The sequence below is a fragment of the Acuticoccus kandeliae genome (genome assembly GCF_003073115.1).
In genome coordinates this window covers 1,339,140-1,364,175 of record NZ_QBBV01000001.1, presented here as the reverse complement: position 1 = coordinate 1,364,175, position 25,036 = coordinate 1,339,140, and the positions used below count along the sequence as shown (strand labels likewise).

23 protein-coding genes are annotated in these 25,036 nt (G+C 68.0%); 5 read left to right on the top strand and 18 right to left on the bottom strand.

Going from position 1 to position 25,036, the window contains the following annotated elements:
• The first annotated feature begins 218 nt into the window (after positions 1–218).
• On the top strand, positions 219–491 hold the full coding sequence (locus DBV35_RS06275; RefSeq protein ID WP_157961601.1) for a hypothetical protein: 273 nt from the start codon (positions 219–221) through the stop codon (positions 489–491).
• Between the two features lie 6 nt (positions 492–497).
• Here the strand turns inward: DBV35_RS06275 and lpxB are convergent, their stop codons facing one another.
• From lpxB to can, 17 genes are all read right to left on the bottom strand, one after another.
• Entirely contained in the window at positions 498–1,640 is a 1,143-nt protein-coding gene (lpxB, locus tag DBV35_RS06270; RefSeq protein WP_108659331.1) for a lipid-A-disaccharide synthase, read from the bottom strand.
• Positions 1,637–2,464 (bottom strand): LpxI family protein, encoded by an 828-nt coding sequence (locus DBV35_RS06265; protein ID WP_108659330.1) that lies wholly within the window; start codon positions 2,462–2,464, stop codon positions 1,637–1,639. The genes lpxB and DBV35_RS06265 overlap by 4 nt, the downstream gene beginning before the upstream one ends.
• On the bottom strand, positions 2,461–3,297 hold the full coding sequence (gene lpxA / locus DBV35_RS06260) for an acyl-ACP--UDP-N-acetylglucosamine O-acyltransferase (RefSeq protein WP_108659329.1): 837 nt from the start codon (positions 3,295–3,297) through the stop codon (positions 2,461–2,463). Before lpxA ends, DBV35_RS06265 begins: the two co-directional genes overlap by 4 nt.
• A 10-nt stretch (positions 3,298–3,307) precedes the next feature.
• Positions 3,308–3,769, bottom strand: a complete 462-nt coding sequence (gene fabZ / locus DBV35_RS06255; protein ID WP_108660587.1) for a 3-hydroxyacyl-ACP dehydratase FabZ — start codon at positions 3,767–3,769, stop codon at positions 3,308–3,310.
• Between the two features lie 70 nt (positions 3,770–3,839).
• A complete protein-coding gene (gene lpxD / locus DBV35_RS06250; protein ID WP_108659328.1) occupies positions 3,840–4,907 on the bottom strand; it encodes a UDP-3-O-(3-hydroxymyristoyl)glucosamine N-acyltransferase in 1,068 nt (355 codons plus the stop codon).
• Positions 4,908–5,089: 182 nt separating this feature from the next.
• The gene (bamA, locus tag DBV35_RS06245) at positions 5,090–7,315 is read right to left on the bottom strand and encodes an outer membrane protein assembly factor BamA (RefSeq protein ID WP_245943857.1); all 2,226 of its coding nucleotides are present in this window, start codon (positions 7,313–7,315) and stop codon (positions 5,090–5,092) included.
• 272 nt (positions 7,316–7,587) lie between these two features.
• Positions 7,588–8,721, bottom strand: coding sequence for an RIP metalloprotease RseP (gene rseP, locus DBV35_RS06240; protein ID WP_108659326.1), 1,134 nt, complete (start codon positions 8,719–8,721; stop codon positions 7,588–7,590).
• 109 nt (positions 8,722–8,830) lie between these two features.
• Positions 8,831–9,991: a 1-deoxy-D-xylulose-5-phosphate reductoisomerase gene (gene dxr, locus DBV35_RS06235; protein WP_108659325.1), complete on the bottom strand. Its 1,161-nt coding sequence runs from the start codon at positions 9,989–9,991 to the stop codon at positions 8,831–8,833.
• Positions 9,988–10,935: a phosphatidate cytidylyltransferase gene (locus tag DBV35_RS06230; protein ID WP_108659324.1), complete on the bottom strand. Its 948-nt coding sequence runs from the start codon at positions 10,933–10,935 to the stop codon at positions 9,988–9,990. The genes dxr and DBV35_RS06230 overlap by 4 nt, the downstream gene beginning before the upstream one ends.
• Positions 10,932–11,672: an isoprenyl transferase gene (locus DBV35_RS06225; RefSeq protein ID WP_205648625.1), complete on the bottom strand. Its 741-nt coding sequence runs from the start codon at positions 11,670–11,672 to the stop codon at positions 10,932–10,934. The genes DBV35_RS06230 and DBV35_RS06225 overlap by 4 nt, the downstream gene beginning before the upstream one ends.
• 41 nt (positions 11,673–11,713) lie before the next feature.
• A complete protein-coding gene (gene frr, locus DBV35_RS06220; RefSeq protein ID WP_108659322.1) occupies positions 11,714–12,268 on the bottom strand; it encodes a ribosome recycling factor in 555 nt (184 codons plus the stop codon).
• Positions 12,269–12,504: 236 nt separating this feature from the next.
• A complete protein-coding gene (gene pyrH / locus DBV35_RS06215) occupies positions 12,505–13,239 on the bottom strand; it encodes a UMP kinase (RefSeq protein ID WP_281262218.1) in 735 nt (244 codons plus the stop codon).
• Between the two features lie 5 nt (positions 13,240–13,244).
• Positions 13,245–14,168: a translation elongation factor Ts gene (tsf, locus tag DBV35_RS06210; protein WP_108659321.1), complete on the bottom strand. Its 924-nt coding sequence runs from the start codon at positions 14,166–14,168 to the stop codon at positions 13,245–13,247.
• 242 nt (positions 14,169–14,410) lie between these two features.
• The gene (locus DBV35_RS06205; protein ID WP_108659320.1) at positions 14,411–15,022 is read right to left on the bottom strand and encodes a carbonic anhydrase; all 612 of its coding nucleotides are present in this window, start codon (positions 15,020–15,022) and stop codon (positions 14,411–14,413) included.
• Positions 15,023–15,274: 252 nt separating this feature from the next.
• The gene (locus DBV35_RS06200) at positions 15,275–15,652 is read right to left on the bottom strand and encodes a hypothetical protein (protein ID WP_157961600.1); all 378 of its coding nucleotides are present in this window, start codon (positions 15,650–15,652) and stop codon (positions 15,275–15,277) included.
• Positions 15,653–15,881: 229 nt separating this feature from the next.
• Entirely contained in the window at positions 15,882–16,895 is a 1,014-nt protein-coding gene (locus DBV35_RS06195; protein WP_108659318.1) for a bestrophin family protein, read from the bottom strand.
• A 12-nt stretch (positions 16,896–16,907) separates the two neighbouring features.
• Complete coding sequence (can, locus tag DBV35_RS06190; protein ID WP_108659317.1) at positions 16,908–17,510, bottom strand: carbonate dehydratase; 603 nt, start codon at positions 17,508–17,510, stop codon at positions 16,908–16,910.
• Positions 17,511–17,787: 277 nt separating this feature from the next.
• Between can and rpsB the strand changes: the two genes are divergently transcribed.
• Positions 17,788–18,642 carry a 30S ribosomal protein S2 gene (gene rpsB / locus DBV35_RS06185; protein ID WP_108659316.1) on the top strand — a complete coding sequence of 285 codons (855 nt, stop codon included), beginning with the start codon at positions 17,788–17,790 and terminating at the stop codon, positions 18,640–18,642.
• 147 nt (positions 18,643–18,789) lie between these two features.
• On the opposite strand, the gene DBV35_RS06180 is transcribed toward rpsB, so the two are convergent.
• Positions 18,790–19,932 (bottom strand): helix-turn-helix transcriptional regulator, encoded by a 1,143-nt coding sequence (locus DBV35_RS06180; RefSeq protein ID WP_108659315.1) that lies wholly within the window; start codon positions 19,930–19,932, stop codon positions 18,790–18,792.
• Between the two features lie 279 nt (positions 19,933–20,211).
• Between DBV35_RS06180 and sfsA the strand changes: the two genes are divergently transcribed.
• From sfsA to radC, 3 genes are all read left to right on the top strand, one after another.
• Positions 20,212–20,979 carry a DNA/RNA nuclease SfsA gene (sfsA, locus tag DBV35_RS06175; protein WP_108659314.1) on the top strand — a complete coding sequence of 256 codons (768 nt, stop codon included), beginning with the start codon at positions 20,212–20,214 and terminating at the stop codon, positions 20,977–20,979.
• A 23-nt stretch (positions 20,980–21,002) separates the two neighbouring features.
• A complete protein-coding gene (map, locus tag DBV35_RS06170; RefSeq protein WP_108659313.1) occupies positions 21,003–21,815 on the top strand; it encodes a type I methionyl aminopeptidase in 813 nt (270 codons plus the stop codon).
• 1,574 nt (positions 21,816–23,389) lie between these two features.
• Positions 23,390–24,157, top strand: coding sequence for a RadC family protein (gene radC, locus DBV35_RS30970; RefSeq protein ID WP_425428461.1), 768 nt, complete (start codon positions 23,390–23,392; stop codon positions 24,155–24,157).
• The last annotated feature ends 879 nt before the right edge of the window (positions 24,158–25,036 follow it).

Below are 25,036 nucleotides of genomic sequence, written 5' to 3'. Positions count from 1 at the left end.
GCGCGCCCTCGCCGAGGATTGCCGTCGCGCCGAGGCGGTCGTGACGCTCGACCGCGCGCGGGGCTGCGCCGCGCCCCCTCCTCCTCCACCGGTCGATGCTGTGGCGGCACGGGAGCCTCGCCGCGCGGCGGACGGCCGGCGGGTGGGTCGTCGACAAGGCACGCCCCTACGGCCACGTGCGCCACTGGCACGTCCCGCCGGACATCGTGCGTCGGTAGGTGGGGCCAGCGGGTGGCTCGTGCCCGCGTCGGCCCATCGCCGCGCCCGCCTCCCCGCGCGCCCTCGCCGAGGATTGCCGGCGCGCCGAGGTGGTCGTGACGCTCGACCGCCCGCGGGGTTGCGCCGCCCCCCTCCTCATCGACCGGTCGATGCTGTGGCGTCACGGCAGCCTCGCCGCGCGGCGGACGGCCGGCGGGTGGGTCGTCGACAAGGCGCGCCCCTACGGCCACGTGCGCCACTGGCACGTCCCGCCGGACATCGTGCGTCGTTAGGTGACGCTAGCGGGTGGCGCGGGTCGCGAGGAGGTCGAGGACGGCGTCGGCGGCCTGCTCGGAGGGGGAGGTCGCGACGCGCATCGCCGCGTCGAATTCGTCGAAGGCGGTGGCCTGGTCGTCCCGCTCCGGCGTTCCGGGGCGCAGGAGCGGCTCGAGTGCGCCGGCGATCGCCTCGGGCGTCGCCTCGTCCTCGAGGAATGCGGGGATCGCGTTGCGGCCGATGACGATGTTGGCGAGCACCATCGAGGTGGCGGTCACGATCGGAATGAAACGATGCAACCGCTTCACCTGCCGGTAGGTGAAGTCGAGCTTGTAGGCGACCACCATCGGGACGCGCGCCGCGGCGAGCTCCAGCGTCACCGTGCCGGAGGCCGCCAAAGCCGCGCGGGCCGTCGCGAACGCGGTCCGCTTGCCCTCCGCCCCGGTCAGGATCTCCGGCTTCACCGTCCAGTCTGCGACATAGGCCTCGATCCGCTCGCGGTGGCGGGGCACGGCGAGGAGGCGGACCGGCACCTCTGGCGCAAGGCGCGCCAGCGCCTCGCCGAAGAGGGGCATCAGGCGGTCGATCTCACCGCGCCGGCTCCCCGGCAGCACGAGAAGCGCCTCGCCCACCGACCCGTCGCGGCCCGCCCGCAGCGCCTCGTAGAGGGGGTGGCCGACATAGACGCATTTCGGTCCCCCGAGGCGCGCGTGCGCCGCCGGCTCGAACGGGAAGAGGGCGAGGATGAGGTCCACATAGGGCCGCATCGCCTTCGCCCGCCCCGGCCGCCAGGCCCACACGGTCGGGCTCACATAGTTGACGATCGGCACGTCCGGCAGCGCGCGGCGCAGGCGCTTCGCGACGCGGTGGTTGAACTCCGGCGCGTCGATGACGATGAGGACGTCCGGCTTGAAGGCCGCGACCGCCTTCGCGGTCTCCGCGATGCGCGCCAGAAGCTGCGGCAGGCGGCGCACGATCGCGTCGAACCCGTTGACGGCGATCTCCTCCAGCGGAAAGAGCGGATCGAGCCCGGCCGCCACCATGTCGTCCCCGCCGACGCCGAACCAGGTGATGTCGCGCCGCGCCGACAGCGCGCTCATCAACGCGCCGCCGAGCCGGTCGCCCGATTCCTCCCCGGCGATGATCGCGATGCGGGTGGGGCTCATCGCGCCACCACGAAGACGCGCGCCTTGTCGGCCGCGGCGACCATCGCCTCGCGCTCGGCGATGATCGTGCGGCCCGCCTCGACGGCAATCCCACCGAGCCCGGCATCGATCACCTTCGCGAGCGTGCCCGCCCCCACCACCGGAATGTCGGAGCGCATGTCCTGGCCGACCTTCGCGCGCTTCACGAGGACGCCCGACCCGCGCGGCGCCCGGAAGCGCTTCACCTCGCGCAGCTTCACGCATCGCTCCAGCATCGCGTCCGTCCCCTCCGCGGCCTCCACCGCCACGATGCGGCCCTCGGCCACCACCACCGACTGGCCGATATCGAAGTCGGAGGCGGCGTCGAGGAAGCGCGCGCCGAGGGCGATGTCCGCCTCGTGCCGCGCCTCCGGGGCGAAGCGGCCGAACGTGCCCACCTCGGCCAGAAGCTCCGGCACCGCCTCGGGCACCGAGACGACGCGGAACCCTTCCGCCTCGACGAGCTTCATGACGTTGCGCACGACGCTGTCGTCGCCGCCGACGACGGCGCGCACGATCTTCGGAACGAGCTTGAGGGTCTGGACGTCGCCGAGGATGCGGCGATAGTCCGGCCGCGCGCGGATCGCGCCGAGGAACATCACGTCGGCGCACCCGTTCTCACGCATCAGCTTGAAGATGCGGCCGATCTGGCCGTAGCCGACCGCGTGGGTCTCGATCCCGGGCGGGGCCGGATCCGCCTCGCCGATGAGGGCGAAGACGATGACCCTGCGGCGCGGCGCGATGCGCTTCGCCGCCTCCCAGGGCAGCGCGCCCGCCCCGGCAACGATCGCAATCGGGGCGCTCACACGCCCGCTTCGAGAAGGTCCGTCTCCGTCGAGGGGTCGAGGCCCGCGCGCGACAGCGGATGGAGGAGCGGACGGTTCTTCCCCTCCGCGATGAAGTCGAGGATCCGGCGCACGAGCGGGTCACTCCCCATCTCGTTGGTGAGCCGGTCGAGACGCTCGCGGAAGAGGCCCTCTTCGGCGAAGAGGATCTCGTAGGCCGCAAGGAGGGTGCGGATCGCCTCGCGGTTGAAGCCGCGCCGCTTCAGCCCGACGAGGTTCAGGCTGTCGAGCCGGCCGCGATGGCCGATCACATAGGCGTAGGGGATCACGTCCTTGGTGACGCCGGAGAGGCCGCTGATGAAGGCGTAGGCCCCGATCCGCACGCGCTGGACGATCGCCGCGCCGCCGCCGATCAGGACGAAGTCGCCGAGATGGGCGTGGCCCGCGAGGAGGACATTGTTGGACAGGATGACGCCGTTGCCGACGATGCAGTCGTGCCCGATATGGGCGCCGGCCATGAAGAAGCAGTCGTCGCCGACGACGGTGCGGCCGCGCCCGCGCGCGGTGCCGGCATGGACCGTCACGTGCTCGCGCAGGACATTGCGCGCGCCGATCACGACCTCGGTCGGCTCGCCCTTGTAGGAGAGGTCCTGCGGTGGTTCGCCGATGACGACGCCGGGGAAGAGGCGCGTGCCCTCCCCGATCGTGGTGTGGCCGGTGATGACGACATTGGCGCCGACCACGACGCCGTCGCCGAGAGTCACGTCCGCATCGACAACCGCGTGCGGACCGAGGGCGACGCCCTCCCCGAGGCGGGCGCCCGACGCGACGATAGCCGTCGGATGTATGGTCACAAGCGTTCCATCAATCCCGCACGATCATGGCGCTGACATCGGCTTGCGCGACCACCTGGTCGCGCACGATGGCCTCGCCATGGAAACGCCAGATATTTCCGCGCTGGCGCTCTTTGGTCATGTGGTAGGCGACGACGTCGCCGGGGACGACCGGCTTGCGGAACTTCGCCTTGTCGATCGTCATGAAGTAGACGAGCTTCGGCGCCTCGACCTGGCCCTGCGCGACGACGCACAGGACGCCCGCGGTCTGCGCCATGCCTTCGATGAGGAGGACACCCGGCATCACCGGCTCCGAGGGGAAATGGCCCTGGAACTGCGGTTCGTTGATCGTGACGTTCTTGATCCCGATCCCGAAATTGTCGCGGTTGATGTCGATGACGCGATCAATCATCAGGAACGGATAGCGGTGAGGCAGGTATCGCAGGATATCCCGGATCTCAGCGCTCTCCACGGTGATCTTCGCCTCGGTCAGGCCGCTTCCTCCGTCCATCTTGCCGTCGTCCGTCCCATTTCACGGTCAGGCGCCAACATAAGTGGCGCGTCTAAGATTTTGAAGCGTCCCTATCGCGCCGGATCATGCGCGTGATCGCCCGGCGCTCCGCCAAGTATGACAAGGCAGGGGCCGCCGGATATCCCGCGTAACTCGCTCCGGCCGGAATGTCATCCCCAACCGCAGCCTTCCCGGCGATTGATGCACCACTTCCGATCGTGATCCCGTCGCGCAGGCCGACATGGCCGCCGATCGTCACATAATCGCCCATGGTCACCGATCCGGCGATCCCGGTGCAGCCGGCGATCACGCAGTGGCATCCCATCACGACGTTGTGGCCGATCTGGACGAGATTGTCGATCTTCGTGCCCTTCCCGATCACCGTATCGCGGCGCGAGCCGCGGTCGATCGTGGAGTTGGAACCGATCTCGACATCGTCCTGGATGACCACCGCGCCGACCTGGGGAACCTTGCGGTAACCGTCCGGGGTGCGGGCGAGGCCGAACCCGTCCTGCCCGATGCGCACGCCAGGGTGGATGATGACGCGGTCGCCGATATGGGCGCACTGGATGGTGGTGTTGGCGCCGATCACCGTGTTGCGGCCGATCGTGCAGTTGGGGCCGATCACGACATTGGGGCCGATGACGGTGCCGCGCCCGATCTCCACGCCGCGCGCGATGACGGCATAGGCCTCGACGATGACGTTCGCCTCGAGACCCTCGTGGTCCTCGATGATGGCGGTCGCGGCGATCTCGCCGCCCTGGCGGGCGGTGAGCGGGCGCGGGCGCATCGCGGAGGGGTGGAAGAGGCCGGCGGCGAGACCGAAGGCGTTCGCGGCGTGCGGGGTCAGGAGGGCGACGGTCCCCTCCGGCACGCTCGAGGCGAAGCGGGGGTGGCAGAAGACGGCGCCGGCGCGGGTCGCCTCCAGCGCGGCGACGTGCTTGGCCCCGCGCAGGAAGCTCACATGGTCCGGCTCGGCGCTTTCGAGCGGCATCACGTCGGACATGATCCGGTCACGCGCGGCATCGTCCATCTTGGCGCCGACCGCGTCGGCGATGCTGCCGAGCGTATGGGGCTCTGCGGGCGAGAAGAAGGGGCTCGTCATAGGCTCGCGATCCATTCGGCGTCGTCTAGGGCTCCAATCCTTTTGCGTCTAGCGCGCTTTACCGCTGATGAAAATCAAAGGCTGTACGGGTTTTCGCCGGCGTTGCCGCGGGGGCACATGATTTCGCCGCCGCGGCGGGCCCCGAAAATGAAAACGCCGCCGAAATCGGCGGCGTCTTCAAGCGATGGTGCGTTCGATCAGAACTGGGTGCCGCCGGAGAGGCGGAAGACCTGCGTCTGGTCGGCGTCGTTCTCGATGAACGGAACCGCGAAGTCGGCGCGGATCGGTCCGAAGGGCGACTTCCACAGGATGCCGAGACCGCCCGAGGCACGCAGGTCGAAGTCGTTCGACACGATGGTCGAGCTGCCGCCGTTGCGCGAGACGATGTCCGGATCGACGCCCCAGAGCGAGCCCGCGTCGGCGAAGACCGCGCCGGAGAGGCCCACCTCAGGCGGCAGGAACGGGATCGGGAAGGTCGCTTCGGCCGTGCCGACCACATAGTAGCGGCCGCCGAGAGCGTCGCCCGAGGCCCGGTCGCGCGGACCGATACCGGAGGACTTGAAGCCGCGGATCTTGCTGCCACCCACGAAGAACTGGTCCTGGATGCGCAGGTCGTCGTTGAGGGCCTGCATCAAGCCGCCTTCGAGGGAGAGCATGCCGACGACGCCGTAGGAGGGGAGCACTTCCTTGTAGGCGCGGGCACGGGCCGTGTTGCGCCAGAAGTAGGTGTCGCCACCGAGACCGGCGAACTCGACCGTCGCCTTCGCGTAGATGCCTTCGCTCGGATTGTACTGGTCGTCGAGCGAGTTGTAGATCAGCGACGTGCCGAGCAGCGAGGTCAGACGGTCGCCGTCCGATTCGCAGATGGCGCGCGGCAGTTCCGGGTTCGGCCCGCGGCAGTCCGCCTGGCTCACCGACACGCTGCGCTGGAACAGGTTGTAGAACACCTGCACCGACGTCTCTTCGGTGATCGGCAGGCCGAGGCGCAGCGAACCGCCGGTCTCGGTCATGTCGTAGGCCTGGGTGTCGCTGTCTTCCGAGATGCGGGTGTAGAGGTCGAAACCACCCGAGATCCGGCGGCCGAAGAGGTACGGCTCGGTGAAGGAGAACTCCGCATTCTGCGTGTTCTTGCCGCCACCGATCGACGCCTTCACGTACTGGCCGCGACCGAGGAAGTTGCGCTCTTCGATCGACAGATCGCCGATGACGCCGTCCGAGGTCGAGTAGCCGATACCGAAGGAGACCTTACCGGTCGCCTGCTCGACGACGTAGACCGTCACGACCACGCGGTCGGGCTCGGAGCCCTGGGTCGTCGCGATCCGCACGCTCTCGAAGAAGCCGAGGGCGCGCAGGCGGCGCTCGGCCCGGTCGAGGAGGACGCGGTTGTAGGCGTCGCCTTCCGCGATGTCGAACTCGCGGCGGATGACGTAGTCGCGCGTCGTCGTGTTGCCGATGATGTCGATCCGCTCGATGTAGGCCTGGGTGCCCTGGTCCACACGGTAGACGACGTCGATCTTGTTGGTCTCGAAGTTGCGGTCGCCGGTCGGCACCACCTGGGCGAAGGGATAGCCCTGGCGGTTCGCGGCAAGCGTCAGGTCCTCGAGCGACTTCTCGACGGCCTCGGCCGAGTAGCGGCGGCCCGGCCGCGAGGCGACGCGGCGCTGGAGCTGCGCAGGGTCGAGGTCGGCGAGCGTCGTGTCGACGCGCACTTCACCGAACTCGTACTGCTCGCCCTCGTCGAGGGTGAAGGTGATGAAGAAGGCGTTGCGCTCGCGGTCATAGTCCGCCGTCGCCGACAGGATGCGGAAGTCGGCGAAGCCGCGGTCGAAATAGAAGCGCTTCAGCAGCTCCTGGTCCTGGTTCAGACGGTCCGGATCGTAGGTGTCCGTCGTGCGCAGGAAGCCGAGGAGACCGGTCTCCTTCGTGCGGACCACGTCACGCAGACGCGCGTCCGAGAAGGAGCGGTTGCCGATGAAGGTGATCCGGTCGACCGTCGTCTTCTTGCCTTCGCTGATGTTGAAGATCAGGTCGACGCGGTTCTGGCCGCGATCGATGATCTGCGGCTCGACGGTGGCGAGATAGTTGCCGCGGCGGCGGTACACCTCGAGGATCCGCTGCACGTCGGACTGGACGCGGCTGCGGCTGTAGATGGCCCGCGACCGGCTGTCGACGGTGCCTTCGAGGATTTCATCGGAGACGCGGCGGTTGCCCTCGAAAGAGACGAGGTTGATGACCGAGTTTTCCCGGACCCGCACGACGAGCGTTCCGCCCTGCTGGGTGACCGAGACGTCCTCGAACAATCCCGTTGCGTAAAGCGTCTCGATGCTTTCGCTGACTTCGCGTGGGCCATAACTGACCCCAGGTTTGATCGTGACGTAGGCGCGGACGGTGTCGGCATCGACCCGCTCATTGCCTTCAACCACGATGCGACTGGCGACAGCGGCATAAGCCGGCGCAACGACGGTGACGACGCACGTGCCCAACAGGGCAACGAGCGCGAGCGCTCTGAGAAGATTACGCATCATGGGGCCCGGACAAAGGAACATGGTCGGGACGGTGCCTCGCTTTCAACGTGAGCCACCAAAAGCGTTGGTGACCCACGACAGCTATGCTCGTCCCAGCCTGTCAGAACAAGGCGCTAAGCCCGGATTCGCGCCTCTTTGGGAGCCGACCGTTGCTCCAGAGCAACGCCTTACTAAGACGTAAGGTGAACAATATCATTAAAGGTCGCAAAACCCATTAACAGCAGGACCAGGGCGAGGCCGATCCGGAACCCCACGTCCTGCGCGCGCTCCGACAGTGGACGCCCCCTCACCCCCTCGATTGCATAGAAAAGCAAGTGTCCGCCATCGAGCATGGGGATGGGCAGAAGGTTGATGAGCCCGATCGAGACCGAGAGCATCGCCGCGAGGCTGAAGAGGGCCGCGATTCCGAGCCCCGCGACCTCGCCGGAGACCTGCGCGACGCGGATCGGCCCGCCGAGCTGGCTCGCCGACTGGGTGCCGGTGATGATCCCGGCGACCACCTCGACGGTCCGCGTCGTGATGTACCAGGTCTCCCCCACCCCGGCGACGACCGCCTGGATGGGCCCCAGCGTCTCGCGCGGGATCCCCTCCGCGCCGACCTCGCGCCGCACGCCGAGGACGCCGGACGAGTAGGGATTGCCGAACGGGTCGGTCATCTCCCGCATTTCGGGCGTCGCGGTGAGCTGGACGATGTCGCCGCCACGGTCGACGGTGAACTGGAGGGGAACCCCCGCCGCGCTCGCGACGCGGCGCTGGACGACGGAGAAATCCCGCACCGTGCTCCCGTCGATCGACAGGATGACGTCGCCGGGCTCGAACCCGGCAGCCGCCGCCGGGCTCTCCGGCTCGACGGACGAGACGACCGCGTCGGCCATCGGCCGGCCGTCCACCATGAAGAAGATGGCGAAGATCGCGATGGCGAGGAGGAAGTTCGCGAACGGCCCCGCCGCGACGATCGCCGCGCGCTGCCAGAGCGGCTTCAGATAGAAGCTCGACCGCCGCTCCGCCTCGCTCATCTGCGCGATGGCCTCACGGTCGGGGACGCTCGCCGCGTTCTCGTCGCCGGCGAACTTGACATAGCCGCCGAGCGGGATCGCCGAGAGGCGCCAGCGCGTGCCGTGCCTGTCGACCTTGCCGAAAATCTCGGGACCGAACCCGATGGAGAAGGCATCGACGGCGACACCACACCACCGCGCCACGAGAAAGTGCCCCATCTCGTGGATGAAGATGATGATGCCCAGCACGAACAGGAACGGCACGATGTAGCCGACCGCGTTCGTCGCAAGACCCGAAATCCATTCCATCGCACAACCTATTGTTCTGTCGCGCCGACCGTCGCAGATTCGACGGGGCGTATGTCGTCACATGTGGATGGGACGGCAATCCGTCCACCACGTTCCGGCCGCAAAGGTCTCAGGTCGTGGCCGGAGCCGCCGTTGCCAACTGCGCAAGGCGTCGCGCCTCGCGATCCGTGTCTTCCACCGCCGCCAGCGTGCCGACATCGAGCCGCATCCCGGCGATGGCCGACAATGTTTCCTCCACGGTCCGCGCAATGTCGAGGAAACCGATCCGTTCTTCCAGGAACGCCGCGACCGCGACCTCGTTCGCCGCATTCAGCGCATTGGTCGCGACGCCGCCCGAGAGGAGCGCCTCGCGGGTGAGGCGGAGCGCCGGAAAGCGCGTCTCGTCCGGCGCCTCGAAGGTCAGCGTGCCGCAAGCCACGAGGTCGAGCGGGTCGACGGGCGCCGCCCCCCGCTTCGGATAATGGAGGCAGTGGGCGATGGGCGTCACCATCGACGGGTTGGAGAGGTGCGCGAGGCACGACCCGTCCGCATAGGCGACCATCCCGTGAACGATCGATTGCGGGTGGACGACGACGCCGATCCGATCCGGCCCGACGGGGAAGAGGTGGTGCGCCTCGATCACCTCGAGGCCCTTGTTCATCATCGTCGCCGAATCGATCGTGATCTTCGCGCCCATCGACCAGTTCGGGTGCTTCAGCGCCTCGCGGGGCGTCGCGCGGGCCATCGCCTCGTGCGGTGCGGTGCGGAAGGGGCCGCCGGACGCGGTGAGGACGATGCGGGTGATCGCGGCCTCGGACTGCGGCTCGAACACCTGGAAGATCGCGTTGTGCTCGGAATCCACCGGCAGAACGGTCGCCCCGGTCGCGCGCGCCCGCGCCATCACGATGTCGCCGGCCGCGACGAGGCATTCCTTGTTGGCAAGGCAGATGATTCGCCCCGCCTCCACCGCCGCGAGCGCCGGCCGCAGCGCGGCGAAGCCCGGAATGGCGATGATGATTCGGTCGGCCTCCATCGCGGCGAGCGCCACCAGCGCATCCGCCCCGGCGTCGGTCGCAAGGCCGAGCGGCGAAAGGCGGCGCGCGAGCTCGATCCCGGCGTCCGGGTCGCACACGACGGTCATCTCCGGACGGTGCCGCTCCGCGATCGCAGCGAGCGCCTCGACGTCGCGGTTGGCGGCGACGCCGACGAGCTGGAACGGCCCGGCCTCGATCGCCTCGAGCGCGGAGGTACCGACCGACCCCGTCGCGCCGAGGAGGATGACGCGTGTCACAGAGGTCGTCCGAGGAGGGCGAGAAGGCCGCTCGCCGGCATTTCGCCCGAGACGCTGCTGCCGAGGAGGACGGTGACGAGGACGGCGGCGATGACCCCGTCGACGCGGTCCATCACGCCGCCATGGCCGGGGATCAGCGTCCCCGCATCCTTCACGGCGAAGCGCCGCTTGGCGGCCGATTCCAGAAGATCGCCCCCCTCCGCCGCGACGGCGATGAGGGCCGAGGCGAGGATGGTCGCAAGCCCCAGCGGGACGTTGAGGAAGGCGGCGACGATCGCGCCGAAAATGACGCCTGCGACGAGACCGCCGATCGCGCCCGACCAGGTCTTGCTCGGCGACACGCGCCGCCACAGGCGCGGCCCCCCGATCTTGCGGCCGACGAAGAAGGCGAAGATGTCGGTCGCCCAGGCAATGAGGAGCACGAACACGACCGCGCCGAACCCGTCATCGCCCTTCCGGAGCTCGATCGGCGCGATCACGGCGATGCCGGTATAGATCATGCCGATCATCACCCAGCGAACGGCGATATCGAAGCGGTGGCGCGAGGCGACGGCCATCGCGGCGAGCGTCGCGGCCGCGAGCGTCGCCGCAGAGACGAGCACGGAGCCGACGAGCGCGGCGACCGATACGGCCGCGATCCCCGCATAGCCGACGCCGGTGAGGAGCTTCAGCCGCCCCGCCCCGATCATGCGGAACCACTCGAACATGACGAGGAGGCCGGCGAGGAGGACGAGGGCGGCGAACGTCACCTCGTCGAACCAGGTGCACAGGATCACCACAGGGATCAGCACCACCGCCGAGATGAGGCGCAGGCGCAGCTCCCGCTGGAAGACGAAGCGCTCGCGCAGCCGCTTCACCCGCTCGCGAATGCGCGATGGCGGGCGGCGCGGGACGGACTCGTTCGCGTTGGCCGTCGCTTTGACGGAGCGGCGGCGGGGAATCATGGCTTCGCGATCGGTTCCGCGACGGTGCCGAAGCGCCGTTCGCGCGTGGCATATTCGGCGAGCGCCTTGTCGAACGCCCCTTCGTCGAAATCGGGCCACAGGACCGACGGAAAGACATATTCGGCGTAGGCCGACTGCCACAGGAGGAAGTTCGACACCCGCTGCTCGCCGCTGGTGCGGATCACGAGGTCGGGATCGGCCCAGCCCGCGGTGTCGAGATATTGGGAGAAGCGCGTCTCGTCGATGTCGGACGGGGACAGCTCGCCGGCGGCGACGGCCGCGGCGATGCGCTGCGTCGCGCGCACGATCTCGTCCCGCCCGCCATAATTGAAGGCGAGGACGAGACGCAGGCGCGAATTGGCGGCCGTACGCGTCTCGGCGTCCTCGATCACGTGGAGGAGGTCCGCTTCGAGACTGTGACGTTCACCGATCACGCGCACATTCACACCTGCCCTGACGAGCTCATCGAGATCACTGCGGATGAAACGCCGCAGGATCGACATGAGTTCACTCACCTCGGAGGGCGGGCGGCCCCAATTCTCGCGCGAGAAGGCGAAGAGGGTCAGCGTCTCGATGGAGCGCTCGCCCGCGTGCCGCACGATGCGGCGCACCGACTCGACGCCTCTGTGATGACCATAGGTCCGCGGCATCCCGCGCTGGCCGGCCCACCGCCCGTTGCCATCCATGATGATGGCAACGTGCCGAGGCAGACCCGCGGGAGGCTCAGCGCGCTTCAGAACCGCGATCGGCTCGGACGCGAGGGGGTCATGGCTCACTGTCAGATCTGCGAAATCTCTTGCTCTTTGGCGGCCACGACTTGGTCGATCTCGGCGACCTTCTGGTCCGTCAATTTCTGCACTCTATCAGACAAGGCGCGCATTTCGTCCTGTCCCAGTCCATCTTTTTCGGCCTTCTTCACCTCTTCCATCCCGTCGCGGCGGACGTGACGGACGGCGACGCGGGCGGCCTCGGCATATTTATGCGCCACCTTCACGAGCTCCTGGCGCCGCTCGGCGTTCAGCTCGGGGATGGGGATGCGCATGAGCTGGCCTTCGACGACCGGGTTGAGGCCGAGGCTCGACTCGCGGATCGCCTTCTCCACGGCCTGCGCCATGGACCGGTCCCACACTTGCACGGAAATGAGCCGCGCCTCGGGAACGGAGACGGTCGCCACCTGGTTCAGCGGCATCGTCGCGCCGTAGGCGTTGACGGTGATCGGTTCCAGCATCGACGCGCTGGCGCGGCCGGTGCGCAGGCCGGACAGTTCGTGCTTCAGAACCTGGATCGCGCCATCCATCCGCCGCGTAAGGTCATCAAGATCAACCGCGTCCATTTCCGTCTTCCTTCCGCATCGTTCTTATCGGGTCACCCGAACTGGCCGCCTTCGTATCAAGAGGGAGCGGCATCGGGCAATGTGGGAGTTGTCGCCATCGTGGATGGGGGCCGGCTCGGCGGCCCGGCGCCGGCCCGTCCGGGCGAGCGAGGCGGGCGTCCGCGCATTGCGCGAGCGCCGCACCCTGGCGCGTCGGAGGCGCCGAAGCGATCGGCCTTCGCGGCCGATCGCGGGCCTCAGTCGCAGACGACCGTGCAAACCCCCTCGCCGCGCGCGACACGCGGGAGAGCGCCGACCTCCTGGATGGAGAAGACGACGATGGGCAGACCATTGTCGCGCGCGAGCGCGATGGCCGCCGCGTCCATCACGCCGAGATTCTTCGACAGCGCTTCCTGGTGGGTGAGCGTGTCGTAGCGCGTGGCGGTCGGGTCGCGGTTGGGGTCGGCGGTGTAGACGCCATCGACCTGCGTCCCCTTCAGGAGGGCATCGCAGCCCATCTCGACGGCGCGCAGCGCAGCCGCGGTGTCCGTCGTGAAGAAGGGATGGCCGGTGCCGGCGGCGAACAGGATGACGCGCCCCTCCGACATGTGCTTCAGCGCACCGCGGTGGGTGAAGCGATCGCAGATGATCGGCACGTCGATCGCCGACAGGATGACGGCCTCGGTCCCGAGCGCGCGCAGCTGGGCGGCGACGGCGACCGCGTTCATGACGGTCGCGAGCATGCCCATCTGGTCGCCCGCGACGCGGTCCACGGCGGTAAGCGCGTTGTTCGCGCCGCGCAGGAAGTTGCCGCCGCCGATGACGAGGCCGACTTCCCGGCCCTGCCGCACGACTTCGACAACCTCACCGCAGATGCGCTGCAGCGTCGGCTGCGAGATGCCGTGGGAGCCATCCCCCATCAGCGCCTCGCCCGACACCTTGATCAGAAGCCGGCGCCACTCGGACGCCGGCTTGGCTTGCGATTGCGCCACGGCGCTCAGACGCCGGCCGCGGCCGCGACTTCCGCCGCGAAGTCACTCTCCTCGCGCTCGATCCCCTCACCGAGGGCGAAGCGCACGAAGCCGGTCATGGTGATCGGCGCGCCGACATCGCTCTCGGCGTCCTTGATCGCCTGCTCGATCGTCAGGTCCGGGTTCACGACGAAGCTCTGCTTCAGGAGGACGACCTCCTCGTAGAACTTGCGCATGCGACCCTCGACCATCTTCTCGATGATCTGCTCCGGCTTGCCGGACGCGCGCGCCTGATCGGCGTAGACCGCGCGCTCACGCTCCACGGCCTCGGCCGGCAGCGCGTCGACATTGAGCGCCAGCGGGTTCACCGCGGCGACGTGCATCGCGATCTTGCGGCCGAGCTCGGTGAGCTTCGCCGCGTCGCCGGCCGACTTCAGCGCCACGAGAACGCCGAGCTTGCCGAGATTCGGCGCCACGGCGTTGTGGATGTAGGTCGCCACCGCGCCCTCATCGACGCTCAGCTCCGCGGTGCGGCGCAGCGAGAGATTCTCGCCGATCGTCGCGACGGACTCGGTGACTTCCTCGCCGACGGTGCGGCCGGTGCCGGGGAACGGCTTCGCCTTCAGCGCGTCGACGTCGCCGGCCGTGCCGAGCGCTTCCTTGGCGATCTTCGTCACGAGCGCCTGGAAGGTGTCGTTGCGGGCGACGAAGTCGGTCTCGGAGTTGACCTCGACGAGGGCTGCGCTGGTGCCATTGTCGACGGCACCGATCAGCCCTTCGGCCGCGATGCGATCCGCCTTCTTGGCGGCCTTCGACAGGCCCTTCTTGCGCAGCCAATCGACGGCTGCTTCCATGTCGCCGCCCGTCTCGTTCAGCGCCGTCTTGCAGTCCATCATGCCGACGCCGGTTTTCTCGCGGAGCGCCTTTACCTGCTGCGCCGTAATCGTCATTGTCGTGTTGTCCCGGGTGCTTGGAATGTCGCTAGAAAGCCGCCCTCTCTTCGTCGATTGAGCGGCCCATGTCGAGCCCCGCGCAGCACTTTGCGACGCCAGGCGTGCGGCCGGGCGCCGCATCGAGGTGCGGAGGCTTTGGGCTCACATATGGGAAGACGCGACGAATTTAAACCTTTGTGTCGCGCAATCCTGGGTTTCCCGCCCGAAGGCCGCCGATCCTGCGGCCGGGCGCGCGCGCCTCAGCGGCGCTGATCGCTCATCACGTCCTCATGGGTGACGAGCTCGCGCAGGATCCCGTCCTTCAGCCCATAGACGCAGCCGTGGATGCTGAGCGCCTGCCCGCGCGCCCACGCGTTCCTCACGATCGTCGTGTTGGTGATGTTGCGCACCTGCTCGATGACGTTGAGCTCGCACAGCCGGTCGACCGCCTCCTCCCCGTCGAGCCCGGCCATCTCCTCCCTGTGGAGGCGGTGGACGAGGCGCAGATGGTTCAGCCAGTTGTCGATGAGGCCGTGATCCTCGTCCGACAGCGAGGCGCGCACGCCGCCGCAGCCATAGTGGCCGGTGATGAGGATGTGCTTCACCTGCAGCACCTCCACCGCGAACTGCAGCACCGACAGCATGTTGAGGTCGGACGGCACGATCACGTTCGCGATGTTGCGGTGGACGAAAACCTCGCCCGGCGGCAGGTCCATGATCTGGTTGGCCGGGACGCGGCTGTCGGAGCAGCCGATCCAGAGATAGTCCGGCGCCTGCTGCTGCGAGAGGTTCAGGAAATAGTCCGGCGTCACTTCCTTGATGCGGTCGGCCCATTTCCGGTTGCGCTCAAAAATTTCGTCGATCTGGCACATTCTGGAAGAACCTCGGGCCGCGGGGGCCGGCTGTGGGGATGCGAGCACGTCTTCGCGGGAGGCGAAGCTGTGGCGCGCGCATGTGTGATGGTCGAATTTAGGTAGAACGGGCGGCGGGGCCATTCAATCGGGCGCGGCGCCGCGCCCCCGCAACGCTGCCCTGCAGCCCCTCGCCCATGCCGCCGGCCAGCGCCGCGCCAGGCTCCGGACCGCATTTCCAGCGACTGACGGTCCGGGCGGTCAGGCGTGAGCCTAGCAGAACGTGAGATGGCTGTAGATTTCCTCGCTCAGAGAGCGCCAGGGCGAGATGAAGGCGCTGTCGTCGAACGCGTAGCCTTCCAGGATATATTCTACGATCTGGGACGGCGCCTGGTATCCGGAGATGATCCTCCAGGTCGCAGCGTCGTCGACGGGCGAGACCCCAAGATCGTTGCATGCGCCGAAGTCGTCGAAGTCGGACCAGCCGCCCGCGTGCGCCCTGTCGCCGTCGCCGCGGATCGGGTCGTCCGTCCCGAACCAGGAGGGAATGCCGCGCCGGACTGCGCCGGTCGACGCGTCGTCGCCCAGGCGGTCCCCGCCGGCGCCGAGATGATTGAACGTCGCCACGGCGTTATCGAAACCACCAGACATGCTTGCCACCCGGATTGGCCTCTACCGGCATCCACCGTTCGGCTCATGCGCGCAGGGTAGCGACAGGGCGACCGGCAGGCGAGCCAAAAAGTCGGCATGGCCTTGGGCTCTCTACTAAATTTCCAGTAACCAACCGTCGCGGCGCGGCAGACGTCGGTGGGGGAGCCGGTGGGGTGACGGCCCTCGCCCGCTGCGACCCGGTGGACGGCCGCAAGGCGCAAGTCCGGCCCTAATAGAGGACGCCGTTCACCGGCTGGAGCTGCTGGGGGACATTCGGCTCGTCGAGCATCTGGAGGAGGTCGATCTCGATCGTGCGCGTCAGCGCCGAGATCGGCACGTCGGTGGTGCCCCACTCGAACGGGTCCTCGCAGCTCTCGCTGACCTTCTCCACGATGAAGAAGAGCCATGAGATCAACACGCTGAAGGGCACCATCGTGAACATGTATTCGTGCGCCGTGACGATCGTCCACTCGCGGCCGACAACGGTGCGCGCGAACGTGTCCACCAGCGCGAGCGGCATCATCGCCATGAAGAGGTAGGTGAAGATCAGCCCGAAATGGGTGATCTGGCGCGGAAAGGGCGCGTTCTTGATGCGCTCGCAGGCGCCCTGGCTGTCATAGAAGCGGCCGAGGACCTCGGCCATCTGGACGATGCGGTTGTTGTCGAGCGCGCCTTCGCGCAGGAGCGCCTGGAGGTGCGCGCCCTGCTTGCGGATGATGTGGACGGCCGGATTGGCGTAGCGCGTCAGATCCTCCGCCTCCTCCGGCGAGAGGTAGCGGCGGTAGCACTCGCGCGTCGCCGTGTCGAAGGCGCTGATATCCTCGAGGCGCCGGTCGAAGATGTGCTGCTTTGCGGCCGGCTTCAGGCGTGAATTCTTGCGCAGCTGGAAGGCGAGCGCGTTCACCCAGGCGAGATGGCGGTAGATCAGCGTGCGCTGCGCCTCGCGGTCGGCGGTGACGAGGGTCAGCGAATGGTTCGCCCAGACCCGGCTGTCATTGACGATCGAGCCCCAGATTTTCCGCGCCTCCCACCAGCGATTGTAGGCGGAGTTGCTCTTGAAGCCGAGATAGAGCGAGACGACGATGCCGACCGTCGTCACCGGCGCGATCGGGATGCCGATGAATCGCGCGCCGAGGATCTCGTAGAGCACCACGACGAGCGAGGCCCACAGCGCCGAGACGACGATGACCGCCCACGAATCGCGGAAGATGTGACGGGGGTTGATCCCCTCGCGAACGTACACGCGGCGAGCCCCCTACGCGTCCGTGCTGCCGTCCCGGGTGATGAGTTCGCGCAGGATCCCGTCCTTCAGCCCGTAGACGACACCGTGGACGCTGAGCGGCTGGCCCCGCTTCCAGGCGTTGCGCACGATGGTCGTGCTCGTCACGTTGCGGACCTGCTCGATGACGTTGAGCTCGCACAGCCGGTCGACCTGCTCGTCCTCGGACAGCGCGTCGAGTTCCGCGGCATAGAGGCGGCGCACAAGACGGATGTGGTTCAGCCAGTTGTCGATGAGGCCATGGTCTTCGTCCGACAATGCGGCCCGGATGCCGCCACAGCCGAAGTGTCCGCATAGGAGAATGTGCCTGACCTTCAGCACCTCGACGGCGTATTGCATCACCGAGAGGCAGTTGAGGTCCGACGGCACCACCACGTTGGCGATGTTGCGGTGAACGAACACTTCTCCCGGCGGCAGATCGATGATCTGGTTGGCGGGAACGCGACTGTCGGCACAACCGATCCAGAGATAAGCCGGCGCTTGTTGCTGGGACAAGCGCTCGAAATAATCCGGATTTATTTCCTTTATATGGTCGGACCAGTATTTGTTGCGTTGGAAGAGACGGTCGATCTGGCTCATTGGGCGTGTCGGCTCATACAGTTCCAGCGCAAATGAATTCCTGCGCCGCAACATGGAGGTTATCGGCCGCATCGGTCCCGCGCAATTCATAAGTCCGACATGACTTGTGGGCAGCGGGCCGCGGCCGCGGGACCTGTGGATAGTGGCGCGGACACCAGCGGTTGCGCATCGTGCGCGGCTGACGTATATGCCCGCCCATCTCACACGCGAGCGACGGACTTCCGGTGCCCCGAACGGGGCAAGGCTCGCGGAGGATCAACCGGACAGGTACAGTACAATGGCACTTCCCGATTTCACCATGCGTCAGCTGCTGGAAGCTGGCGTCCACTTCGGTCACCAGACGCACCGCTGGAACCCGAAGATGGAAGAATACATCTTCGGCGCGCGCAACAACGTCCACATCCTGGACCTCGCGCAGACCGTTCCCCTTCTCCACCAGGCGCTGAAGGCGGTGTCCGACACCGTCGCCAAGGGTGGCCGTCTCCTCATCGTCGGCACCAAGCGTCAGGCCCAGGAGGCCGTCGCCCAGTCCGCGACCGAGTGCGCCCAGTATTATGTGAACTCCCGCTGGCTCGGCGGCATGCTCACCAACTGGAAGACGATCTCCAACTCCATCCGCCGCCTCAACAATCTCGAGGACATGATGGAGGGCGAGGCCCACGGCCTCACCAAGAAGGAGCGTCTCAACCTCGACCGCGAGCGTGAGAAGCTCGAGCGCAACCTCGGCGGCATCAAGTCGATGGGCGGCGTGCCGGACATCGTGTTCGTGATCGACACCAACCGCGAGTCGATCGCGGTGCAGGAGGCCCGTCGCCTCGGCATCCCCATCGTCGCGATCCTCGACACGAATTGCGATCCGGAAGGCATCACCTTCCCGGTGCCGGGCAACGACGACGCGGCCCGCGCGATCACCCTTTATTGCGACCTCATCTCCCGCGCCGCGCTCGACGGCCTGCTCCGCTCGCAGGGCGATTCCGGCTACGATATCGGCGAGTCCGAGGCCCCGATCGAGACCGCGCTTGAGGACGAAGGCGAGACCGCGGAAACCGCCGAGACCGGCGAAGGCGCGTCGGTCGAAGACCTGATGCAGCCGGCCGCCGGCGACGTCGACGGCGACCAGGCCCGCGCCTGATCCCTTCGGGTGCCCCGGCCTCGCGGCTGAGACGGCACCCCATGACGCGGCGGCTCCAGCCGCTGCGCTCCTCCTGAAGGCGCCCTCCGGGGCGCCTTTCTTCTTTTCGGAGCGCCGTGTCCGGGTCCCCTCCTCCTTCCGGGACGCCTACCCGGCCATCCGCGACAGGTGGCCGACGCGCCGCGCGAGGTCGCGATAGCGCGTGACGTCCATCTTGCGCATCGCCGTCTCCAGCGCGACGGCGGCCTCGAAATGGGAGAGGCCGAGGCGCGCGGCCGCATCCTCCCGCTTCATCCCGCGATAGATCGCGTAGGCGAGGCCCGCCTCCACCGAGGAGAGGTCGAAGAGCACGACGAGGCGGCGCGTAACGTCGATCTCCCGCTGCCGCTCCGTCGCGAGATAGACGATCGCGGACGGCGCATCGTCGTCCGGCAACAGCGCCCAGGCGCGCGCGAACGGCTTTTCCGGGACCATCGGCACCGCGGTGAGGAAGATGTCCCCGTCGGCTCCATAGTCGCGCAGGCGGATCGTCGCTGTGCGCGGCCGCGCCCCGAGCGCCTCCGACAGAAGATATTGGAGCATCGATTCGGCGAAGGGCGTCTTGCCGTGCACGCGGCGCGTGCGGTCGAGATAGAGGAAGCCGCGGCCGAAGAGCGCCTCCGCCGCGTCGTTGGCGTTGACGACGTGGCCGAGCCGGTCGATCGCGATCGCCCCCACCGACATCGTGCCGATCACCGCCCCGATCGCCCCCGAGGCGCTCTCGGTGACGACGCGCTGGGCAAGCTCCGTCGCCTGCCACAGCGACGCGCTGAGGCGGGCGAGTAGCGGCTCGATCCGCTTCGGCGCGATCTCCATGCCCCGGTCGTCGAGATCGAAGGCGAGCGCCAGCACGCTCTGCGCATTGCGCGCCACATTGAGGAGGAGGCCCCCGCCCCCCGGCACGATCGGATGGCGCCACTCATTGTAGAAGGCCGAGCGGCGCACGATCCCCCGATCGATCAGCGCATCGTCATAGGTGATGCGGTTGTCGGGCGCGGAGGTGACGAGGGCATTGTAGGGGTTGATCGCCGAATAGTGGCTGAGATAGGCGCCGAGCGCGGTCTCGTCGACGCCGGTGAGCCCCACGATCCGCTCGTGCGAGCCGTCCGCCCCGAAGACGCGCATGGAGACGATCGCCGGCCCCTCGCACATGCGCGCGAGACGGTCCGCGACGGCGCTCCAGGCCGAAGGATCGAGCACCGCGCGAAAGGCTTCGGCGGCGATCGCCTGCGCTTCCGCGTCAAGATCCACGATATCCACTCATATGCGAACAGTAACACAACGAAACAAACAAGAAAGGTATGAATGAATGAGGCGGGCGATCTGGCCTGAACGCGTTTTGCCGACAGTTGAACCTAAGGATTTGAATGGTCTGGACTTATCAACCCGGCGCTGTGATCGGCGCTCCATTTCCCAAATGCGACGACAACGGCTATTGCAGCAATTCCCGGTGAGTAAATCCTTTGCGTCGCAGGCGAATGCGCGATCTTGGCGCTTTCCCGCCGATCGGCGCGGCGGCAAACTCCCCCGATGGTGACACTTCCTTTCGGTCCGCTCGTCGAAGGCGTCTGGGTCCGGCGCGTGAAGCGCTTCATGCTCGAGACCGTGCTCGCGGACGGCCGCGCCATCACCGCGCACTGCCCGAACACCGGGGCGATGACGGGGGTCGACCGGCCGGGCGCCCGCGTCCTCCTTTCCCTCTCCGACAACCCGAAGCGGCGCTACGCCCACACGCTGGAGGCCGTCGAGGCGGACGGGGTCTGGGTCGGCGTCAACACGCAGAACCCGAACCGGATCGCCGCCGCCCTCGCCCGCGCCCACGCGCCCCCCTTCCCCATTGGCCTCGTGCGACCCGAAGTGCGCTACGGGAAGGCGGAGCGGATCGACCTCCTCGTGACCGCCGAGGACGGAACGCGCACCTTCGTCGAGATCAAGAACGTGCACCTTTGCGAGGCGCCGGGCCTCGCCGCCTTCCCGGACTGCGTGACGGCGCGCGGCGCGAAGCACCTCGACGCGCTCGCCGAAGTCGTCTCGGCGGGCGAGCGCGCGCTCATGGTCTTCCTCATCCAGCGGCACGATGTGGACGCGCTCGCGCTCGCCCGCCACATCGACCCCGCTTATGGCGCGGCGTTCGACCGGGCCGTCGCGGCGGGGGTCGACATGGCGGCGCTGCGCTGCCGAGTCGGGCCGGACGGGATCAGCGCCGACGGCCTCGTCCCGATCCTCGACTTGTCCGAGGATCGGCCCTTTGCGCACCGACGCCTTGTCACGGGCGGCAATTTCCACGACATAGGATAGGTACAGAGTGCGGTGGATCCCCCATGATTGAATTCATCGACGCGGACGCGGCACCCGCGCGCAACACCGGTCAGGTGCGCCTCTACGGCCCCGAAGGATTTGCCGGCATGCGGGCGGCGGGCGGCCTCGCCGCGGCCTGTCTCGACGAGCTGGAGGACATGATCGTCCCCGGCATCACGACGCAGGAGATCGACGATCACGTCCTCCAGTTCGCCGAGCGGCACAATGTCGTGCCGGCGACGCTGTTCTATCGCGGCTATCGCAAGGCGAGCTGCACGTCGGTGAACCATGTCGTGTGCCACGGGATCCCGGCGCACAAGGCGCTGAAGGACGGCGACATCGTCAACGTGGACGTCACCTACATCCTCGACGGATGGCACGGGGATTCGAGCCGCATGTATCGCGTGGGCGAGGTGCGCCGCGCCGCCGACCGCCTCCTCAACGTGACCTTGAAGGCGCTCGAAATCGGCGTCGCCCAGGTGAAGCCGGGCAACACGACGGGCGACATCGGCGCCGCGATCCAGACCTATGTCGAGGGCGAGCGCTGCTCCGTCGTGCGCGAGTTCTGCGGCCACGGCGTCGGCCTTCTCTTCCACGACATGCCGAACATCCTCCACTATGGCCGCCCCGGCGACGGGGTGCGCCTGCAGCCCGGCATGATCTTCACGATCGAGCCGATGGTGAACATCGGCCGCCCCCACGTCAAAGTCCTCTCCGACGGCTGGACCGCCGTTACCCGAGACCGCTCCCTCTCCGCCCAGTACGAGCACTCCGTGGGCGTGACGGAGGACGGGTGCGAGATTTTCACGGCCTCGCCGTACATGGTGTCACGCTAAGGGCGCTGCGGGTTTTGGCCGGGCGGGTGGCCGGAGCGGCCTCTTGCAGACCGCTGATCGATCCGTACCGATGGCGATCGACCCTCCTGGCGGGGGCGGGCCCATTGCGACCGGCATCCCCAAGGTCTGCGCCGAGAACGGTCCGCGGCGACTGTGCCAGACCGAAACGCAATGTGGACCGCCTCACCGCACGGGGTGACTCGCGAAGAGGCTGCCGACTTCCGCCCGATGCGGGGACAGGCGATGCCTGCTGCGATCGCTGATCGGAGTGGAACGACCGCGATCTGTAGCAAGAGCGGTTCTAGCGTCTCCGCCCGGATCGTCATCCACGCGGGTCGTCCTGAGATCGCACCGCCCTGCGCCCAAAACGTTCCGTGTCGATGAGGGTCTGAGCCGAAGGCGGGCCAAGGCCACGATCGTAAACGGCAACACGATGTCGACCGCCCTCCCATCCATGTCGTCACGCTCAGGCGCCGGATTTTCGCGGGGCTCGGGGCTCGGGCCTCGGATGGGCCGCCCCGGACCGCTTGTCGATTGGCGGAGGTCGATGTTCAGCGCGCAAGGCGGTGCGATCTCATGAAGAACCGCGTGCACGAAGATCCGGGCGGAGATTGGGCTGCAATGACGGTGTCAGCCCTCAGCACCAAGTCGACCGCCTCGCCCTCGATGTTGCCCCGTGGAGAGCGGTGACGCCTTGTTCCGGCAGGGCATAGGCTCGAGCGGGATCGCAGCGCTGTACGCCCGTCGCGATGGGCCAATAAAATGCCACCGCAGCTGGCCGGACCAAGTCCGGAAAACAATCGAGCAATTCACAGTCCGCCAACGGGCCCACCCCGCCACCGGGCCAATCGCCTCTGCTCGGTCCAACGCCCCGACCGGTCGCGTCGCGGCGTTCCGCCATCCGCCCGCCTCAGGTTGGGCCGCGAGGGAAGCGGGGGCCTGTCCCCGGCGCGGCCGTCGGGCCGAAGAGGATGGCGTGGCGGTGAGGGCTGTCACTCGCCTCGAACCAGGTGTCAGCAGGGATGACCGGGCCTGAAAGGCCGCGCGGGCGGCGCGGCGCCTTCCGGCCGGCCCGGTCCGTGGAAATCACCCTCACCGCCAACCTCCTCTGCGAGACTTTCACACCCCGTATACATCTTTAGATTGCTCCTCACAACCAAAACATGTATACGGGAAGTGCGGGCCCGGTCATCAGCCGGGCGTCGGCCAGCGGAACCAGCAACTTGGACGATGACAGCTTCATCCTGAACCTGCTCCGGCAGGCCATCGCGGAACGCGGTCCGGGCGACGACACGCCGGCCGTCGCGCCGCGGAGGGAGACGGCCGCCGTTCCGCCCGGCGAAGCGGAGAGCGTCGGTGCGAAGCGCGGCAAACCGCAGACCGGCCGGCGAACGGCCGCGGCGCCCGCCGCACGGGACCGTCGGACAGCGCTGGATGATCTCATCCCGAACCGCGCCGCAGAGGCGGCTCCCGGGCAGCTTGCCCTCTTCGAGGGCGCCGCAGGCCTCGCGGCAGAGCGGGTCGAGGCATCGGCCGTGCTGACGGCCCCTGCCCCCGCCTCCACCCCCGCCGGGATCGCCGGGGCCACCGAGCGGCGAGCGGATACCCCTCGTGGCAACGGGCCGCCCGCGCTCCCAAATCGCACGGTCGCCGCCGCCCCCCGCGCCGGCCCGACGGAGAATGTCGCGGCGGGCCATCGCGACCGGCTGCGGGCACGGTTCGACCGGGGTGAGGCCCTCCCCGACTATGAGCTCCTGGAGCTCCTCCTCTTCCGCTCGCTCCCGCGGCGCGACACGAAGCCGATCGCGCGGGCGATGATGAAGGATTTCGGCTCGTTCGCCGCGGCCCTCGCGGCGCCGGCGATGCGGCTGCGCCAGATCGACGGCGTCGGCGACAAGGTCGTCCACGATTTCAGGATGATCCGCGTCGCGGCGGAGCGTTTCGCCCGCGCGGCGCTCGAGAAGAAGATCACGATCGGCTCGACCGAGGCGGTGGTCGACTATTATCGCACCCAGTTGCGGCTCGCCGAGCGGGAGGAGTTCCACATTCTCTTCCTCGACAAGCGCAACGGCGTGCTGGCGAGTGAGCGGGCGCAAGTCGGCACGGTCGACCACACACCGGTCTATCCGCGCGAGGTCCTGAAGCGTGCGATCGAGCTCGGCGCCTCCGCGATCGTCCTCGTCCACAACCACCCCTCGGGCGACCCGACCCCCTCCCGCGCCGACATCAAGATGACGAAGACGATCGTCGACGCGCTCGCCCCCGTCGGCATCACCGTCCACGACCACCTCATCATCGGCGGCGACCGCTTCACCTCACTGCGCGCGGAGGGGCTGATGTAAGGGGGATGATGACGGGTGAGTGCGCGGTGGGGCTGACGGGGCCTTGCGCCGTGCGGGGAATTGTCAACGGCGATCCAAATCTGGCCCACTTTCGGCGGTCGCGCCGATCGTCATCCGATCCCCCCTCGTGTTCAGGCCTCCCTCTTTCGGGGCGGTCGTGGCCGATGAGGCCGGCCTTGCGTTGGCCCTTCAGACGGCCGCTCTCACCCTGGATCGCGGTGTGGTGCCGAGAAGGACTTTCGGCCGTCGCGCCGGCCGTCGTCCGATCCACCCTCGTGTTCAGCCCCCCCTCTTCGCGGCTGTCGTGGCGATGAGGCCGGCCTTGCGTTGGCCTTTCAGGCGGAGGCTCTCACCCTGGATCGCGGTGTGGTGCCGAGAAGGACTTTCGGCGGTCGCGCCGTTCGTCGTCCGATCCACCCTCGTGTTCAGGCCTCCCTCTTCGGGGCTGTCACGGCGATGAGGCCGGCCTTGCGTTGGCCCTTCAGACGGTCGCTCTCACCCTGGATCGCGGTGTGGTGCCGAGAAGGACGTTCGGCGGTCGCGCCGATCGTCGTCCGATCCAGCCTCGTGTTCAGGCCTCCCTCTTCGGGACTGTCGTGGCGATGAGGCCGGCCTTGCATTGGTCCTTCAGACGGCCGCTCTCACCCTGGATCGCAGTGTGGTGCCGAGAAGGACTTTCGGCCGTCGCGCTGGCCGTCGTCCGATCCGCCCTCGTGTTCAGGCCTCCCTCTTCGGGGCTGTCACGGCGATGAGGCCGGCCTTGCGTTGGCCCTTCAGACGGTCGTTCTCACCCTGGATCGCGGTGTGGTGCCGAGAAGGACGCTCGGCGGTCGCGCCGTTCGCCGTCCGATCCGCCCTCGTGTTCAGGCCTCCCTCTTC